Source organism: Vibrio sp. V15_P4S5T153, assembly GCF_963874485.1.
In the GTDB taxonomy this organism is placed as follows: domain Bacteria; phylum Pseudomonadota; class Gammaproteobacteria; order Enterobacterales; family Vibrionaceae; genus Vibrio; species Vibrio anguillarum.
Genome location: NZ_CAWNHR010000011.1, coordinates 1,529,834 through 1,545,249, shown reverse-complemented (window position 1 = coordinate 1,545,249; position 15,416 = coordinate 1,529,834). Strand labels below are relative to the sequence as shown.

Below are 15,416 nucleotides of genomic sequence, written 5' to 3'. Positions count from 1 at the left end.
CAAATCCTTCCAAATAAAACGACTTATCAGAGGATTGGTCATGGCATCAGGTTCCGAAAAAATGCTAGACTATTGCACCTAATGGATCTCATACCATACTTGTGATGAGGTTATTAAAAGGATGTTGCGGTTCTGGCGTTTAAAACAAGCCAAAATCGGACACAGAAATGTCGTGTCTAAGGCTGGTTTAACTTTCATTTGGCCTCTTATCAAGAACGACCATGAAAGATAAACAAGCCTTGAACTTACGCAATTAAAAGAATCTTTTTCCCGATAAAATAGTGCAAGTGCGTATGATTACAATAAAAAGGGGTTTGGACCTTCCTATTGCAGGAACTCCTTCCCAGGTGATTAATGATGGTAAGACCATCACTAAAGTCGCCTTGCTTGGCGAAGAGTACGTTGGCATGCGTCCTACCATGCATGTTCGCGTAGGCGATGAAGTAAAGAAAGCTCAAATTCTTTTTGAAGATAAAAAGAATCCGGGTGTTAAATTTACTTCACCAGCAAGCGGTAAGGTTATCGAAGTCAATCGTGGCGCCAAACGTGTCCTACAATCCGTAGTGATTGAAGTGGCAGGTGATGAGCAAATCACGTTCGATAGCTTTGAAGCTAGCCAACTAGCAAGTATTGACCGTCAAACGGTTAAAACTCAGTTAGTTGAGTCTGGTCTTTGGACTGCGTTGCGTACTCGTCCGTTTAGCAAGGTTCCAGCAATTGAGTCTTCAACTCAGGCTATTTTTGTGACAGCAATGGATACCAATCCATTAGCGGCAAAACCTGAGACGATCATTAATGAGCAATCTGAAGCATTCGTCGCTGGTCTCGATATCCTTTCAACTCTGACTGAGGGTAAGGTTTACGTCTGTAAATCTGGTACTAGCTTACCACGCTCTTCACAGCCAAACGTTGAAGAACATGTGTTTGATGGCCCACACCCTGCAGGTCTTGTAGGGACTCACATGCATTTCCTCTATCCAGTAAATGCAGTCAATGTGGCGTGGAGCATCAATTACCAAGACGTGATTGCGTTTGGTCAATTGTTCTTAACCGGTGAGCTATACACACAACGAGTGGTGTCGCTTGCAGGACCCGTAGTCAACAAACCTCGTCTTGTCCGTACTCAGATTGGTGCTAGCCTCGAAGAGTTAACGGATAACGAATTGATGCCGGGCGAAGTTCGTGTCATCTCTGGTTCTGTACTTTCTGGTGTGAAAGCGGCGGGGCCTGTAGCTTATCTTGGTCGTTACCACCTCCAAGTATCGGTTCTGCGTGAAGGTCGTGACAAAGATTTTCTTGGTTGGGCAATGCCTGGCAAGAACAAATTTTCAGTCACTCGCTCTTTCCTTGGTCATCTATTCACAGGTCAGTTGTTCAACATGACAACCACAACCAATGGTAGTGATCGTGCGATGGTACCTATTGGTAACTATGAAAAAGTGTTGCCACTAGATATGGAACCAACGCTCCTACTTCGTGACCTATGTGCAGGTGACATCGATAGCGCTCAACGTCTCGGTGCCCTTGAACTGGACGAAGAAGATCTCGCATTGTGTACCTTTGTATGTCCTGGTAAATACGAATATGGTCAGCTACTTCGTGAGTGCCTAGACAAGATTGAGAAGGAAGGGTAATTTTCATGGGCCTTAAAAAGTTTCTTGAAGACATCGAGCATCATTTTGAACCTGGCGGCAAACATGAAAAATGGTTTGCCTTGTATGAAGCAGCAGCAACGCTTTTTTATACGCCTGGTTTAGTTACAAAACGAAGCTCACACGTTCGTGATAGCGTTGACCTCAAACGCATCATGATCATGGTTTGGCTAGCGGTATTCCCAGCGATGTTCTGGGGTATGTATAACGTTGGTCACCAATCGATTACTGCACTTAACCATCTGTATTCTGGCGCTGAATTGGCGACAGTCATCAGTGGTAACTGGCACTATTGGCTAACTGAAATGCTTGGCGGTACATTAAGTACGCAAGCCGGTTGGGCAAGTATGATGCTGCTCGGTGCTACTTACTTCCTACCTATCTACGCCACGGTGTTCTTGGTCGGTGGTTTTTGGGAAGTGCTGTTTTGTATGGTGCGTAAGCATGAAGTTAACGAAGGTTTCTTTGTAACTTCAATTTTGTTTGCTCTGATTGTTCCACCCACACTGCCTTTATGGCAAGCCGCTTTAGGGATTACCTTTGGCGTGGTTGTTGCCAAAGAAATCTTTGGTGGTACCGGGCGTAACTTCCTAAACCCAGCATTAGCCGGTCGTGCTTTTCTATTCTTCGCCTACCCAGCACAGATCTCTGGTGACGTTGTTTGGACAGCTGCAGATGGTTTTTCAGGTGCAACGGTGCTAAGCCAATGGGCTCAAGGTGGTAACGGTGCTCTGATCAATAAGGTCACTGGCGAAGCCATTACTTGGATGGATGCGTTTGTTGGTAACATTCCTGGCTCTATCGGTGAAGTGTCGACGTTAGCACTGGCGATTGGCGCGGCATTTATTGTCTACATGGGCATTGCTTCATGGCGCATTATTGCGGGTGTTATGGTAGGTATGATTGCCATATCAACGCTGTTCAATGTTATTGGTTCAGACACAAATGCAATGTTTAATATGCCTTGGCATTGGCACCTAGTACTTGGTGGCTTTGCGTTTGGTATGTTCTTCATGGCAACCGACCCAGTATCGGCTTCATTTACTAACAAAGGTAAATGGGCATACGGTATTTTGATTGGTGCAATGTGTGTGATGATTCGTGTGGTTAACCCAGCTTACCCAGAAGGTATGATGCTGGCGATCTTATTTGCGAACCTATTTGCACCTTTGTTTGACCATATTGTGATTGAGAAGAACATCAAGCGGAGACTAGCACGCTATGGCAAGTAATAACGATAGCATTAAAAAAACGCTGTTTGTTGTTATCGCATTGAGCTTAGTGTGCTCAATCATCGTATCGACAGCAGCGGTTGGCCTGCGTGACAAGCAAAAAGTTAACGCAGTACTTGATAAGCAAAGCAAGATTGTTGAAGTTGCAGGCATTAACGAGTCTGGTAGCGTGCCAGAGCTTTTTGCTAAATACATTGAACCTCGTTTGATTGATTTTAAAACCGGGAACTTTGTTGATGGCGATGCAACGGCCTATGATCAACGCAAAGCTTCTAAAGACCCAGCTCAATCTATCAAGCTAACAGCGGAACAAGATAAAGCGAAGATTATTCGTCGTGCTAATACTGGGGTTGTTTACCTAGTGAAAAGTGGCGACGAGATTTCTAAAGTGATTGTTCCCGTTCACGGTAATGGTTTGTGGTCAATGATGTACGCATTTGTGGCTGTAGAAACCGATGGTAATACCGTTTCCGGCATTACTTACTACGAACAAGGTGAAACTCCGGGATTGGGTGGTGAAGTTGAAAACCCATCATGGCGAGCTCAATTTGTTGGCAAGAAATTGTTTGATGACAACCACCAACCTGCAATTAAAGTTGTGAAAGGTGGCGCTCCTGCCGGATCTGAGCATGGCGTTGATGGACTTTCTGGCGCAACACTGACCAGTAACGGTGTTCAACACACTTTCGACTTCTGGTTAGGTGATATGGGCTTTGGTCCATTCCTAGCAAAAGTTCGTGACGGAGGTTTGAACTAATGTCTAGCGCAAAAGAGATTAAAAAGAGCATTCTAGCGCCGGTGTTGGATAACAACCCAATCGCACTTCAAGTGCTTGGTGTCTGTTCTGCCCTTGCGGTAACCACTAAGTTGGAAACGGCGTTTGTTATGACGCTAGCCGTTATGTTTGTAACGGCTTTCTCTAACTTATTCGTTTCGTTAATTCGTCACCACATACCTAACAGTGTGCGTATCATCGTTCAGATGGCGATCATTGCTTCATTGGTTATTGTTGTTGACCAGATCCTACGTGCTTACTTATACGATATCTCGAAACAGCTATCGGTGTTCGTAGGGTTGATCATTACTAACTGTATCGTAATGGGCCGTGCTGAAGCATTTGCAATGAAGTCGGCACCGATTCCTTCCTTTATCGATGGTATCGGTAATGGTTTGGGTTATGGTTTTGTCTTGATCACTGTTGGTTTCTTCCGCGAACTTCTTGGTTCAGGCAAGCTATTTGGAATGGAAGTTCTACCTCTTGTGAAAGATGGTGGCTGGTATCAACCTAACGGTTTGATGCTGCTAGCACCTTCGGCATTCTTCCTAATTGGCTTCATGATTTGGGCGATTCGCACGTTCAAACCTGAACAACTAGAAGCGAAGGAGTAAGGGCGTTATGGAACATTATATCAGTTTGCTTGTTCGATCGATTTTTATCGAAAACATGGCACTCTCTTTCTTCTTGGGTATGTGTACATTTCTTGCTGTATCTAAGAAAGTAAAGACATCGTTTGGTTTAGGGATTGCGGTTACTGTTGTTCTGACCATTTCAGTACCAGTGAATAACTTGGTTTATAACTTGTTACTTAAACCAGGTGCATTGGGTGAAAATATTGATCTTACATTTCTAAATTTCATTACCTTTATCGGTGTTATTGCCGCATTGGTACAGATCTTAGAGATGATATTGGATCGTTTTTTCCCACCTTTGTATAACGCGCTGGGCATTTTCTTACCTTTAATCACAGTGAACTGCGCCATTTTTGGTGGTGTATCTTTCATGGTTCAGCGTGATTATAACTTTGCTGAATCCGTCGTTTACGGTTTCGGTTCGGGTGTGGGTTGGATGTTAGCGATTGTCGCTCTTGCCGGTATCCGTGAGAAAATGAAATATTCAGATGTACCTCCGGGTTTACGTGGTTTAGGGATTACCTTCATCACGGCGGGTCTAATGGCGTTAGGCTTTATGTCTTTCTCTGGTGTTCAACTGTAAGTCGGGTAAACCGCAACAATTAAGGAATAGTCAATGGACATTATTCTTGGTGTAGTGATGTTTACCCTGATTGTTCTAGCACTCGTTTTGGTAATTTTATTTGCTAAATCTAAGCTAGTTCCAACAGGCGACATTACAATTTCAATTAACGGTGATGCAGATAAGTCTATTGTGACTAATCCAGGTGGTAAGCTACTGAGCGTACTTGCAGGTTCTGGTGTCTTTGTATCATCGGCGTGTGGTGGTGGCGGCTCTTGTGGTCAATGCCGTGTAAAAGTGAAATCTGGTGGTGGTGATATTCTTCCTACTGAACTTGATCACATTACTAAAGGTGAAGCTCGTGAGGGTGAACGTTTAGCGTGTCAAGTGGCTGTGAAAACAGACATGGATATTGAACTTCCTGAAGAAATTTTTGGTGTTAAAAAGTGGGAATGTACCGTTATCTCTAACGACAACAAAGCCACCTTCATTAAAGAGCTTAAACTTCAGATCCCTGATGGCGAGTCAGTACCTTTCCGTGCTGGTGGTTACATTCAGATCGAAGCGCCAGCACACCACATCAAATATTCAGATTTTGACGTGCCAGAAGAGTATCGTGGCGATTGGGACAAATTTAACCTGTTCCGCTACGAGTCAAAAGTTGATGAAGATATTATTCGTGCTTACTCAATGGCGAATTACCCTGAAGAGTTCGGTATTATTATGCTAAACGTGCGTATTGCTACGCCGCCGCCTAATAATCCCAATGTGCCACCGGGTCAGATGTCTTCTTACATTTGGTCACTGAAAGAAGGTGATAAATGTACTATTTCTGGTCCATTTGGTGAGTTCTTTGCCAAAGATACGGATGCAGAAATGGTCTTTATCGGTGGTGGTGCGGGCATGGCTCCAATGCGCTCACACATCTTCGATCAGCTTAAGCGTTTAAAATCTACCCGTAAAATGTCTTACTGGTATGGTGCGCGCTCTAAGCGTGAGATGTTCTACGTTGAAGATTTTGACGGCCTTGCAGCTGAAAACTCGAATTTCGTATGGCACTGTGCGCTTTCTGATCCAATGCCTGAAGATAACTGGGATGGATACACAGGTTTCATCCACAATGTATTGTATGAAAACTATCTGAAAGACCATGAAGCGCCTGAAGATTGTGAATACTACATGTGTGGTCCACCGATGATGAATGCGGCTGTGATTGGCATGCTGAAAAACCTTGGTGTAGAAGATGAGAACATCCTTCTTGATGACTTCGGTGGTTAATTCACTGAAGTAAGTAAAACCTATGGCTGGCTCTGATGAGTCAGCCATTGTTTTTTTAGTTTTAGTTTTGCCTTGTGGCTTTGAATTCCAACTCAGTTAACATAGAAAATAGGTGTAGGAATTTCTTTTCTATAACCACTTCTTTTCTATATTCACTTTCATTTTTAGGAGTAAACAAGTGAAAAAATGGCTTGTTGCGTTAGCTTCTCTATTCATCTTGGCGGGTTGTGAAAAATCGGTTGAGCAAGTTCATCTCAGTGGCCCTACTATGGGCACGACTTACAATATTAAGTACCTGAAAGCTGAAGGTATCCCTAGCTCGGAGGCTCTCCAAAAGGAAGTTGATCGGTTATTGGAAGAAGTGAACGATCAAATGTCGACCTATCGTAAAGATTCCGAGCTCAGCCGTTTTAATCAATATCAAGGAACGGAACCTTTTACGGTTTCTTCTCAAACCGCAATCGTGGTGAAAGAAGCGCTGCGTCTTAACGGTCTTACTTTAGGTGCATTGGATGTCACTGTTGGTCCTTTGGTTAACCTATGGGGTTTTGGCCCTGAAGCTCGTCCTGATGTGGTGCCAAGCGATGCTGAATTGGCTGAGCGTAAAAACAATATAGGTATTGAGCATCTTAGCGCAACCGACACTACGTTAAGTAAAGATCTTCCTAATCTCTATGTGGACCTTTCAACTATTGCGAAAGGATGGGGAGTCGACGTGGTCGCTGACTACATTCAATCACAAGGCATTGCCAATTACATGGTTGAAGTCGGTGGTGAGATGCGCTTAAAAGGCGTAAATCGAGAAGGCGTAGCTTGGCGAATCGCCATAGAAAAACCGACAGTTGATGAACGTACCGCTCAAGAGATCATTGAACCTGGTGATCTGGCAATTGCCACTTCAGGTGATTACCGCAATTATTTTGAACAAGATGGTGTGCGTTATTCTCACATTATCAATCCAATCACTGGAAAACCCATCCATAATAAAGTGGTATCGGTTACCGTTTTGGACGCATCTTCAATGACGGCAGATGGCCTAGCGACTGGATTAATGGTACTAGGAGAGACGAAAGGTATTGAGGTTGCAGAGCAATACAATATTCCTGTGTTCATGATTGTGAAAACAGAACAAGGTTTTGAAGAGATTGCCTCCAGCGCATTTAAGCCATTTCTAAATAAAAAGTGAGTTAAGTTATGAATACTTTTTTCATTACATTCAGTGTATTTCTGTGTGTCATTGCCGCGATGGCGGTTGGCTATGTCTTTCAAAAGAAAGTAGTCAAAGGCAGCTGTGGTGGATTAGGTGCTGTTGGCATTGAAAAAGTGTGTAATTGCCCAGAGCCTTGTGATGCACGTAAAAAACGCGAAGCTAAGGCCGCAGCAAGAGCTGAAAAGTTAGCGCATTGGGAAAAAGATCGTATCGCCTGAGCTACGATTAAAGAGCCTGTTTTGTGCAGGCTCTTTAATTTTTAAAAGCAATTCATTTCAATCCATAGAAACCAAGAATATACTGTTTATGTATACAGTCTTTTGATGGCTTTGAATTGGAAAATAAAATCAAAAAAATTATCCATATTGATATGGATTGTTTCTACGCTGCGGTAGAAATGCGTGATAACCCCGAATATAGGCATCGCCCTCTAGCCGTTGGTGGTCATGAAAAGCAGCGTGGTGTGTTAAGTACTTGCAATTATGAAGCGAGGAAATTTGGCGTTCGTTCCGCTATGCCGACCGCTCAAGCTTTAAAATTATGCCCCAATCTGCTGGTCGTTCCGGGGCGAATGTCGGTATACAAAGCTATCTCCATTCAAATCCGACAGATATTCGAACGTTATACTTCCATTATTGAGCCGTTATCATTAGATGAAGCATTTCTTGATGTGAGTGATTCACCGCTATGTCAAGGAAGCGCAACATTGATAGCTCAAGCCATTCGCCATGATATTCACAACGAACTCCAACTGACCGCCTCTGCAGGTGTAGCACCTGTAAAATTTTTGGCTAAAGTGGCCTCTGATATGAATAAGCCTAACGGCCAATTTGTAATACCACCCGATAAAGTACAGCAGGTGGTCGATTCATTGCCGCTAGAGAAAATACCCGGTGTCGGTAAGGTTAGTCTGGAAAAGTTGCACCAAGCGGGTTTTTATAAGTGTGAAGATATCAAGCTAACGGACTATCGAGAGCTACTTCGTAACTTTGGCAGATTAGGCGCTTCACTATGGAAGAAAAGTCATGGAATTGATAATCGCGAAGTCGTGACAGAGAGGGAGCGCAAATCATTAGGTGTCGAAAGAACATTTAGTCAAAATATCTCAAGTTATGAAGAGTGCTGGCAGGTGATTGAACATCATCTCTATCCAGAGATAAAAGCGAGGTTAGACAGAGCGAGTGTTGATGGGTCGATTGTCAAACAAGGGATCAAAGTCAAGTTTGCCGATTTTCAACTTACGACGATTGAGCATCTTCATCCACAGTTAGAGCTCAATGATTTTCGAACCCTTTTGGAGAATATTTTGTTGCGGCAAAATGGGCGAGAAATTCGCTTACTTGGTTTACAGGTGATGTTAAAGCCAGAAATGCTCAATAAGCAGCTCAGTTTTTTTTAAATTAGTGAAACAAACTAACATTTATGTCATTAAATTGACGGTTTTTAGGTTGAAATCATTTATATTGCTAGCGAGAAATACTAACTCATCAAATATCCACACCTGATATGGTTAGTCATAAAACGATCGATGAGAGAAAACAATGAAAAAAGTAGTGTTAGTCACTTTAATGTTGTTGAGCTCCCCTTTGTGGGCAGCGCAGTGCCGAGTTGATGTGAACCATGAAGTTCACCTTGATGGTGATAAGGTTGAAATTCTTAAAACGAGCACCGACACTGTTTTGATAGATAAACAGAATAATCTCTATATCCGTGGTGAAAAGATGGAACTCGACAGTGAGCAGAAAACGGCCCTTGAGCAGTATAGAGAAAGCATGAATGCCTCATTGCCTAAAGTAAAACAGATGGCGAGTGATGGCTTAGCGTTGGCGAATGATATTTTGGATGATGTTGCGAAAAGTATTGAATCTCCCAACGCCTTCGATAGCGCCAAGCAATCCATAGCCGCTTTTTTTGCCAATATTGAATCTCGTTATTACAAAGATGGTGAGCTGGTTCTCCCTGCGCAGACTTTTGAATCAATGACGCAAACTTGGGCCGATGATTTTGAAAAAGCGAAAGCTTTATTTAACAAAGAGTTTATATCCGGTGCCTTCGATGCCCTTTCACTGAAAATGAGAGAAGAGGGTGGCTTAAACATCACAAAATTGACCGATACAATGGCGGACTTAAAAGTTAAGTTAGCCGAGCGAATTCAAGAAAACGCCGCCACAATTCAAAAAGAGAGTCGTGATTTTTGTGAGTCTCTTGATGATATGGTTGAGCAGGAGCAACAACTGCACCAAAAAATACCAGTATTAAAAGATTATCAAGTCTTTACCATCTAAACTTAAAGAGCACATTCGGTGCTCTTTATTTGTCTCTATGATGTTAGGTTAATTTACTGGTATGGATGTTGTTTAATAATTTTAGTTTGAGACGGTTAACAGCATTAGTTTCAATAGCCTTCGTTGTGCTGTTTATTTTGTGTTATCTGCTATTTAAGTTTATGTGGTCTTATGATCGCGCCGTTGAAGATGCTCTTTCCTTGCAACGAGGTGAGGTTAACCGAGTTCGAACTGTTCTTAATATGCAAAAAACGGACATGGGGGCATCATTGGCTGATTATGCCGCATGGAATGAAATGGCCGATTTTATTGCTAAGCCTAATGATGATTTTATTCGCGACAGTATTGGTACTCACACCTTTGAATCCAAGTCATTAGACGGTCTTTTTATTTTTAATCCAGATGTGCAATTAGTTTGGGGCCAGCGCTACGACTATGAGACTGGCCATGAAGCCAGTTATGATGCGATTCGATATAATTTTGGTGATATTTTAGCGGACGCGATGAAAGCACCAAAAGATTCCATCAAACCGAATCTCAGTTTTATCGTGATAGACGACAAACCTTTTATCGTTGCAACCTCTCGGGTTTGTAATAGTGACGCAAAGGAATGCGACAAAGGTTATTTACTTTTTTTAAAAAGGATCAGTGGACAGTTTATCAATGAGCTTGTGATTGCAACTGGGGTAAATGTGGAAGTGATGCTGATCAAAAGTCTTAATGATCAAACCGTTGCAGCGCTACATGAAGATAATATCTCTTACCTTGAAATGCTTGATTATCGCAATCGTCTTACTGTGTTGATTAAAGTAAGTCATACCGTTAAAGTCCCACCGTTTATTCAATGGCAGGAGCTGTCTGGGCTTGCTTCATTCTCTATCCTAATGTTTTTCTTGAACTTAGTTGTAGCGAATAAAGTAGTCAAGCCAATCAATGATGCCAATCAAGTACTGGATCAATTTAAAGCATCGGGTGGAAAGATGCCTAGTGAGCGATCCTTCATATCGAAGGAAATGAAAGAGTTTTCGCGTACGATGAACCAAATAGTATGGGAGCTGGAAACCAGTCGGCGTGAACTAAAATGGCAATCAGAGCACGATCCACTCACACGTATTGCGAACCGCCGTCGTTTAGAAAAGGTCTTTAAAAGCTATATTGTTGATTATCAATTTAGATATATCGTATTGTTTTTAATCGATATTGACTATTTTAAATTGTTCAATGATCACTACGGCCACTTAGAGGGTGATGAAGCATTGAAATCTGTTGCGACTAGCTTAAAAAAATTGGATTTTGGCGGTGAAAAACTGGTTGCTCGCTTTGGTGGAGAAGAGTTTTGTGTAGTTTTGGCAAGCGACATCGAAATTGATGGTCAAGCTTATGCTAAACGACTGATCGAATCGGTTGAATCACTGCGCATTACCCACCAATTTTCCCCGGCTAAGAAGACGCTTTCAATTAGTGTTGGAGGGGTTGAAATTGATACCCCACAGTTGAATCACTATCTAGATTTCTTTCATGTGGCTGATAGAGCACTTTATGCAGTCAAAGCACAAGGAAGAGGTCGTTATCTCGTGCAAAAATTCACCTCTAATCTCCCGTTAACATTGCCTGTTCAATAATCTTTACGCAGTAAATTCTGTTTATTTTTGCAATGCTTGTTTAATAAATAAGCAGTGGAATTGCTCTATTTGATTGCCTATATTACTGTACTAGCTAACTAGTCTATTGATATTTGTGTGAGTGGTATGACACAGTCTGATTCTCGTGAACATTTTGGTTCACGTCTTGGTTTTATTCTTGCGGCGGCGGGTGCGGCAGTTGGCCTAGGTAATATTTGGGGCTTTCCAACCCAAGCGGCAAGCAACGGCGGCGGCGCATTCTTATTGGTTTATTTGGTGATGATCATGGTCGTTGCCTTCCCTATGTTAGTGGTTGAAATGGCGATAGGCCGTTTTGGGCAAGCAAACCCTGTTGATAGCATGCGCTCATTAACGCCTCATCCACTAGGTAAAATGGTCGGTGGCTTTGTCGGTTGGATTGGTTTGAGTGTTCCGAGTGCGGTACTGGCGTTTTACAGCATCGTCGGTGGCTGGCTAATCTGCTTTTTACTCGGTGCGATGACAGAGTTATTGGGTTTTGTGGAAATCACAGCTTGGTTGAAAGGGTTTAGTGTTGAGCGTAACTTATTCGGAACCTTAGTGTTTTATATTTTGACGATTCTAATCGTGCAAGGTGGTGTTAAAGACGGGATTGAAAAATGGTCAACGCGTTTAATGCCTGCATTGTTTGTACTGTTTGGTGTGCTGTTTGTTTACATCATGATGCAAACTGGAGCGATGGAAGGTTTACAACACTATTTAGTCCCTGATTTTTCAAAGGTGTTTGACAGACATCTCTTACTGGCGGCAATGGGGCAAGGTTTCTTCTCATTAACCATTGGTGGCTGCTCGATGTTGATTTACGGATCTTATCTGAGTAAGCAAGAAAACCTGCCGAAGATGGCACTAAATGTGACTTTAGTTGATACCGCCGTGGCTTTCATTGCTGGCCTTGTTGTGTTGCCTGCGATGTTTGTTGCGATGCATAAAGGGGTGGAAATCTATGCCGCTGACGGTTCTTTACTAAATTCAGATACGCTCGTTTTTACCGTGTTGCCATTGATGTTTGATAGCCTTGGTTGGATGGGGCAGGTGTTTGCTATCGTATTTTTCACTTTACTGACGATCGCCGCGTTAACCTCTTCTATCTCTATGCTGGAATGCCCTGTAGCCTTAGTCAGCGAGCGTTTTAATACGAAACGCGCACCAACAAGCTGGGTATTAGGCGCGTTAATTGCGCTAGTCAGTGTCGTTATTGTTTATAATTTTGGTGCGCTATTTGGCTTAGTGGCAACGGTTGCGACGCAATATTTGCAGCCGACAGCAGCGCTGATGTTCTGCCTATTTGGCGGTTGGGTATGGCGTCGTCACTCGAAGGTCAAAGAGTTAGAGCAAGGTTTCCCTGAGTTCCAATTGGGTTGGTTTGGTAAAATCTGGCCTTGGTATGTGAAATTTGTCTGCCCTGTATTAGTGGCTACGGTGATTTGGGCTTCGTTCGGTTAATGAGTTACTTTCTTCATCCCACTCATGCTTAAACATAATAAAGCCCTTTGAATAAGGGCTTTATTATTGAACTTATGTGTCTCTATTGTTTAGAGTTATCGACTATTTAGACCATCGACGGTGGCATCAAGTGTCCCGTGGTCAGAGGTTCTAAATCGCTGTCTGCGACCTCTTCAATAAAATCGCCCACGACCTGCTCAACCATCTCATCGCTTTGCGAGAAGTAGGCGAGATGGAATACGGCATCTCCTTCATTAACAAGAGGCAGAGTTTGTTGGCCAATCACAATACCCCCCTTATTGGCTCTTAATTCGACTTCGACATGACCAAGCGGTGAGTTGATATAGGCAAGCACTTGTCCTTTTTCGACCTTGTCACCAAGCGTCACCACAGTGCGCAAGATGCCATCGCTCTCGGCTCTGAGCCAACTGGTTGATTTTGCGATGATCGATGTCGGTACGGCCTTGCGACTTTTGCGCATCATACCAATTGCTTGCATGGTGCGTTTCACACCGACAATACCCGCATTGATGGCAATAGGTTCAAATTTTAGCGCTTCACCTGCTTCATAAGTTAATACTGTGATGCCTGATTTCTCCGCTTCACTTCTGAGCGAGCCATTACGCAGTGGAGAGTCGATGATCACTGGGGTTGCAAATGCTTGGGCAATACGCAAGGTTTCAGGATTAGTGAGATCGGCGCGGATTTGTGGCAAATTCGTGCGATGAATAGCACCAGTATGCAGGTCAATGATATAATCACAACGTAAAGCGACTTGGGAAAAGAAAGTATGTGCAATGCGAGAGGCGAGGGAGCCAGTTTCACTTCCAGGGAAGCAGCGATTGAGATCGCGTCGATCAGGAAGGTAGCGAGATTTATGAATAAAGCCAAAGGCATTGACGATGGGGACAACAATCAGTGTCCCTTTTAGTTTTTGCGGGTCGATGGAGTTGATCAGTTGACGGACTATTTCAACGCCGTTCAGTTCATCACCATGGATGGCGGCATTGACCATTAAGGTTGGGCCAGTGGATATTCCATTAATGATTTCGATAGGGATAGAGAGTGGCGAGTGTGTATAAAGCTTAGCCGCTTCTAGCTCCATTGCCTTGCGCGTTCCTGGGGGAACTGAATCCCCCAGGAAATGAAATGCTGTGTTTTTCCTAACCTTTGCCACGTGTTTTTGTCCCTTTCGTTGCCGCATTTTTTTCAATAAATTCGACAATCAACCCGGCGATATCTTTACCAGTAGCGGCTTCAATACCTTCAAGACCTGGCGATGAATTGACTTCCATCACTAATGGGCCACGTTCCGATCGCAAAAGATCCACACCCGCAACATTGAGACCCATAATCTTCGCCGCATCGATAGCCGTCTTACGTTCTAGAGGGGTGATTTTTACCAAAGAGGCCGTTCCGCCGCGGTGTAGGTTAGAGCGAAACTCACCATCGGCACCTTGCCGTTTCATGGCTGCGATAACTTTGTCGCCAATAACGAAACAGCGAATATCGGCGCCACCAGCCTCTTTGATGTACTCTTGCACCATGATATTGGCTTTCAAGCCCATGAACGCTTCGATCACACTTTCTGCTGCTTTGCGTGTTTCCGCTAACACTACACCGATGCCTTGAGTTCCTTCAAGTAATTTAATTACTACCGGTGCTCCTCCGACCATGTCGAGTAAGTCTTTGACATCATCGGGTTTGCTGGCGAAACCAGTAATTGGCATACCAATGCCGCGACGAGACAATAGCTGCATTGAGCGAAGTTTATCTCTGGAACGGCTAATAGCCACAGATTCATTGACGGGATAAACCCCCATCATTTCAAATTGGCGTAATACCGCAGTACCGTAAAACGTAACGGATGCACCAATACGAGGAATGACTGCATCAAAACCCGCTAACTCTTCACCTTTAAAGTGAATTTCGGGTTTTTCAGAATTGATATTCATATAGCAACGCAGCCCATCAATCACTTTGACTTGGTGGCCACGGCTTTTACACGCTTCAATCAGACGCTTGGTTGAATACAACGAAGCATTACGTGACAGAATACCAATTTTCATTATTTGCTCTCCTCGAAAGCGATTAAAAACGATTTAGTTGGATTAACTAAAATTCGACGGTGCATTGCGGTGCGACCTAATAGCATACGAAAACCCATATTTTCGCGATTGGTTAACGTTATTTCAATGGGCCAAGTTTGGCCGCCCAAACTAACGTCTGATTGAATAACGTAACGTGACTCTTCATGGCCACCGGAATCACGGACGATTCGTTCATCAATGACTTTAGCTTCGCACACTGTGACCTTGTCATTATTGCGCTGCACAGGGTGGATCCAAAAGCGAACCCAAAGAGTCTCTTCCTTGATGAAGCTCTCTACCTTAAATGCGTGTAAGCACGACGTGCGGGCTCCGGTATCGACTTTGGCATTAATTTGCTCAATACCTAACCCTGGAAGGCTGAGAGTTTCTCGCCATCCGACAATCATTTCTTCTTTCATCGCAGTTTCAATATTTTTGGAGAATGTAAGACGCCGCTAAGGAGTAGCCGCATCCCCGATACAACTTTTAAATGGTGTTATCGCTTGAAGAGAGTGTGGTGAATAACTCTAGGAACTTCAAGGGGGCGAACTCTAGCAGTCACAAAAAATGTGCGCTAATGAAATTAATTTGCC

General features: G+C 43.4%; 15 protein-coding genes. 12 read left to right on the top strand and 3 right to left on the bottom strand.

Going from position 1 to position 15,416, the window contains the following annotated elements:
- Positions 1 to 293: 293 nt before the first annotated feature.
- From AACT42_RS09015 to AACT42_RS08960, 12 genes are all read left to right on the top strand, one after another.
- Complete coding sequence (locus tag AACT42_RS09015; RefSeq protein WP_026027642.1) at positions 294 to 1,634, top strand: Na(+)-translocating NADH-quinone reductase subunit A; 1,341 nt, start codon at positions 294 to 296, stop codon at positions 1,632 to 1,634.
- Between the two features lie 5 nt (positions 1,635 to 1,639).
- Complete coding sequence (locus AACT42_RS09010) at positions 1,640 to 2,884, top strand: NADH:ubiquinone reductase (Na(+)-transporting) subunit B (RefSeq protein WP_094132487.1); 1,245 nt, start codon at positions 1,640 to 1,642, stop codon at positions 2,882 to 2,884.
- Positions 2,874 to 3,641: a Na(+)-translocating NADH-quinone reductase subunit C gene (locus AACT42_RS09005; protein WP_013856173.1), complete on the top strand. Its 768-nt coding sequence runs from the start codon at positions 2,874 to 2,876 to the stop codon at positions 3,639 to 3,641. Before AACT42_RS09010 ends, AACT42_RS09005 begins: the two co-directional genes overlap by 11 nt.
- Complete coding sequence (locus AACT42_RS09000) at positions 3,641 to 4,273, top strand: NADH:ubiquinone reductase (Na(+)-transporting) subunit D (protein ID WP_013856174.1); 633 nt, start codon at positions 3,641 to 3,643, stop codon at positions 4,271 to 4,273. Before AACT42_RS09005 ends, AACT42_RS09000 begins: the two co-directional genes overlap by 1 nt.
- Positions 4,274 to 4,280: 7 nt before the next feature.
- Entirely contained in the window at positions 4,281 to 4,877 is a 597-nt protein-coding gene (gene nqrE / locus AACT42_RS08995; RefSeq protein ID WP_013856175.1) for an NADH:ubiquinone reductase (Na(+)-transporting) subunit E, read from the top strand.
- 33 nt (positions 4,878 to 4,910) lie between these two features.
- Positions 4,911 to 6,134 carry an NADH:ubiquinone reductase (Na(+)-transporting) subunit F gene (gene nqrF / locus AACT42_RS08990; RefSeq protein ID WP_013856176.1) on the top strand — a complete coding sequence of 408 codons (1,224 nt, stop codon included), beginning with the start codon at positions 4,911 to 4,913 and terminating at the stop codon, positions 6,132 to 6,134.
- A gap of 178 nt (positions 6,135 to 6,312) precedes the next feature.
- Positions 6,313 to 7,320: an FAD:protein FMN transferase gene (locus tag AACT42_RS08985; protein ID WP_094123634.1), complete on the top strand. Its 1,008-nt coding sequence runs from the start codon at positions 6,313 to 6,315 to the stop codon at positions 7,318 to 7,320.
- 8 nt (positions 7,321 to 7,328) lie between these two features.
- Entirely contained in the window at positions 7,329 to 7,562 is a 234-nt protein-coding gene (gene nqrM / locus AACT42_RS08980; protein ID WP_013856179.1) for a (Na+)-NQR maturation NqrM, read from the top strand.
- A 116-nt stretch (positions 7,563 to 7,678) separates the two neighbouring features.
- Positions 7,679 to 8,743 carry a DNA polymerase IV gene (dinB, locus tag AACT42_RS08975; RefSeq protein WP_017046582.1) on the top strand — a complete coding sequence of 355 codons (1,065 nt, stop codon included), beginning with the start codon at positions 7,679 to 7,681 and terminating at the stop codon, positions 8,741 to 8,743.
- Positions 8,744 to 8,885: 142 nt separating this feature from the next.
- Positions 8,886 to 9,629 (top strand): YggN family protein, encoded by a 744-nt coding sequence (locus AACT42_RS08970; protein WP_094132485.1) that lies wholly within the window; start codon positions 8,886 to 8,888, stop codon positions 9,627 to 9,629.
- Between the two features lie 65 nt (positions 9,630 to 9,694).
- Complete coding sequence (locus AACT42_RS08965; RefSeq protein WP_176432269.1) at positions 9,695 to 11,251, top strand: diguanylate cyclase; 1,557 nt, start codon at positions 9,695 to 9,697, stop codon at positions 11,249 to 11,251.
- Positions 11,252 to 11,377: 126 nt separating this feature from the next.
- Positions 11,378 to 12,733: a sodium-dependent transporter gene (locus tag AACT42_RS08960; protein ID WP_064625823.1), complete on the top strand. Its 1,356-nt coding sequence runs from the start codon at positions 11,378 to 11,380 to the stop codon at positions 12,731 to 12,733.
- Between the two features lie 106 nt (positions 12,734 to 12,839).
- On the opposite strand, the gene AACT42_RS08955 is transcribed toward AACT42_RS08960, so the two are convergent.
- Genes AACT42_RS08955 through AACT42_RS08945 form a run of 3 tightly spaced genes read right to left on the bottom strand, consistent with a single transcriptional unit; the run spans position 12,840 to position 15,242 of the window.
- Positions 12,840 to 13,937 (bottom strand): succinylglutamate desuccinylase/aspartoacylase family protein, encoded by a 1,098-nt coding sequence (locus tag AACT42_RS08955; RefSeq protein ID WP_088718002.1) that lies wholly within the window; start codon positions 13,935 to 13,937, stop codon positions 12,840 to 12,842.
- Positions 13,897 to 14,802 (bottom strand): 30S ribosomal protein S6--L-glutamate ligase, encoded by a 906-nt coding sequence (gene rimK / locus AACT42_RS08950; protein WP_010320145.1) that lies wholly within the window; start codon positions 14,800 to 14,802, stop codon positions 13,897 to 13,899. Before rimK ends, AACT42_RS08955 begins: the two co-directional genes overlap by 41 nt.
- Complete coding sequence (locus tag AACT42_RS08945; protein ID WP_019282319.1) at positions 14,802 to 15,242, bottom strand: ATP-dependent zinc protease family protein; 441 nt, start codon at positions 15,240 to 15,242, stop codon at positions 14,802 to 14,804. Before AACT42_RS08945 ends, rimK begins: the two co-directional genes overlap by 1 nt.
- Positions 15,243 to 15,416 lie beyond the last annotated feature (174 nt).

Coding starts and splice junctions, on each gene's coding strand:
- AACT42_RS08970 (WP_094132485.1), top strand. CDS start 8,886: ATGAAAAAAGTAGTGTTAGTCACTTTAATGTTGTTGAGCTCCCCTTTG.
- AACT42_RS08945 (WP_019282319.1), bottom strand. CDS start 15,242: ATGAAAGAAGAAATGATTGTCGGATGGCGAGAAACTCTCAGCCTTCCA.
- AACT42_RS09000 (WP_013856174.1), top strand. CDS start 3,641: ATGTCTAGCGCAAAAGAGATTAAAAAGAGCATTCTAGCGCCGGTGTTG.
- AACT42_RS08955 (WP_088718002.1), bottom strand. CDS start 13,937: ATGCGGCAACGAAAGGGACAAAAACACGTGGCAAAGGTTAGGAAAAAC.
- rimK (WP_010320145.1), bottom strand. CDS start 14,802: ATGAAAATTGGTATTCTGTCACGTAATGCTTCGTTGTATTCAACCAAG.
- AACT42_RS08960 (WP_064625823.1), top strand. CDS start 11,378: ATGACACAGTCTGATTCTCGTGAACATTTTGGTTCACGTCTTGGTTTT.
- AACT42_RS09015 (WP_026027642.1), top strand. CDS start 294: ATGATTACAATAAAAAGGGGTTTGGACCTTCCTATTGCAGGAACTCCT.
- nqrE (WP_013856175.1), top strand. CDS start 4,281: ATGGAACATTATATCAGTTTGCTTGTTCGATCGATTTTTATCGAAAAC.
- AACT42_RS08965 (WP_176432269.1), top strand. CDS start 9,695: ATGTTGTTTAATAATTTTAGTTTGAGACGGTTAACAGCATTAGTTTCA.
- AACT42_RS09010 (WP_094132487.1), top strand. CDS start 1,640: ATGGGCCTTAAAAAGTTTCTTGAAGACATCGAGCATCATTTTGAACCT.
- AACT42_RS09005 (WP_013856173.1), top strand. CDS start 2,874: ATGGCAAGTAATAACGATAGCATTAAAAAAACGCTGTTTGTTGTTATC.
- nqrM (WP_013856179.1), top strand. CDS start 7,329: ATGAATACTTTTTTCATTACATTCAGTGTATTTCTGTGTGTCATTGCC.
- nqrF (WP_013856176.1), top strand. CDS start 4,911: ATGGACATTATTCTTGGTGTAGTGATGTTTACCCTGATTGTTCTAGCA.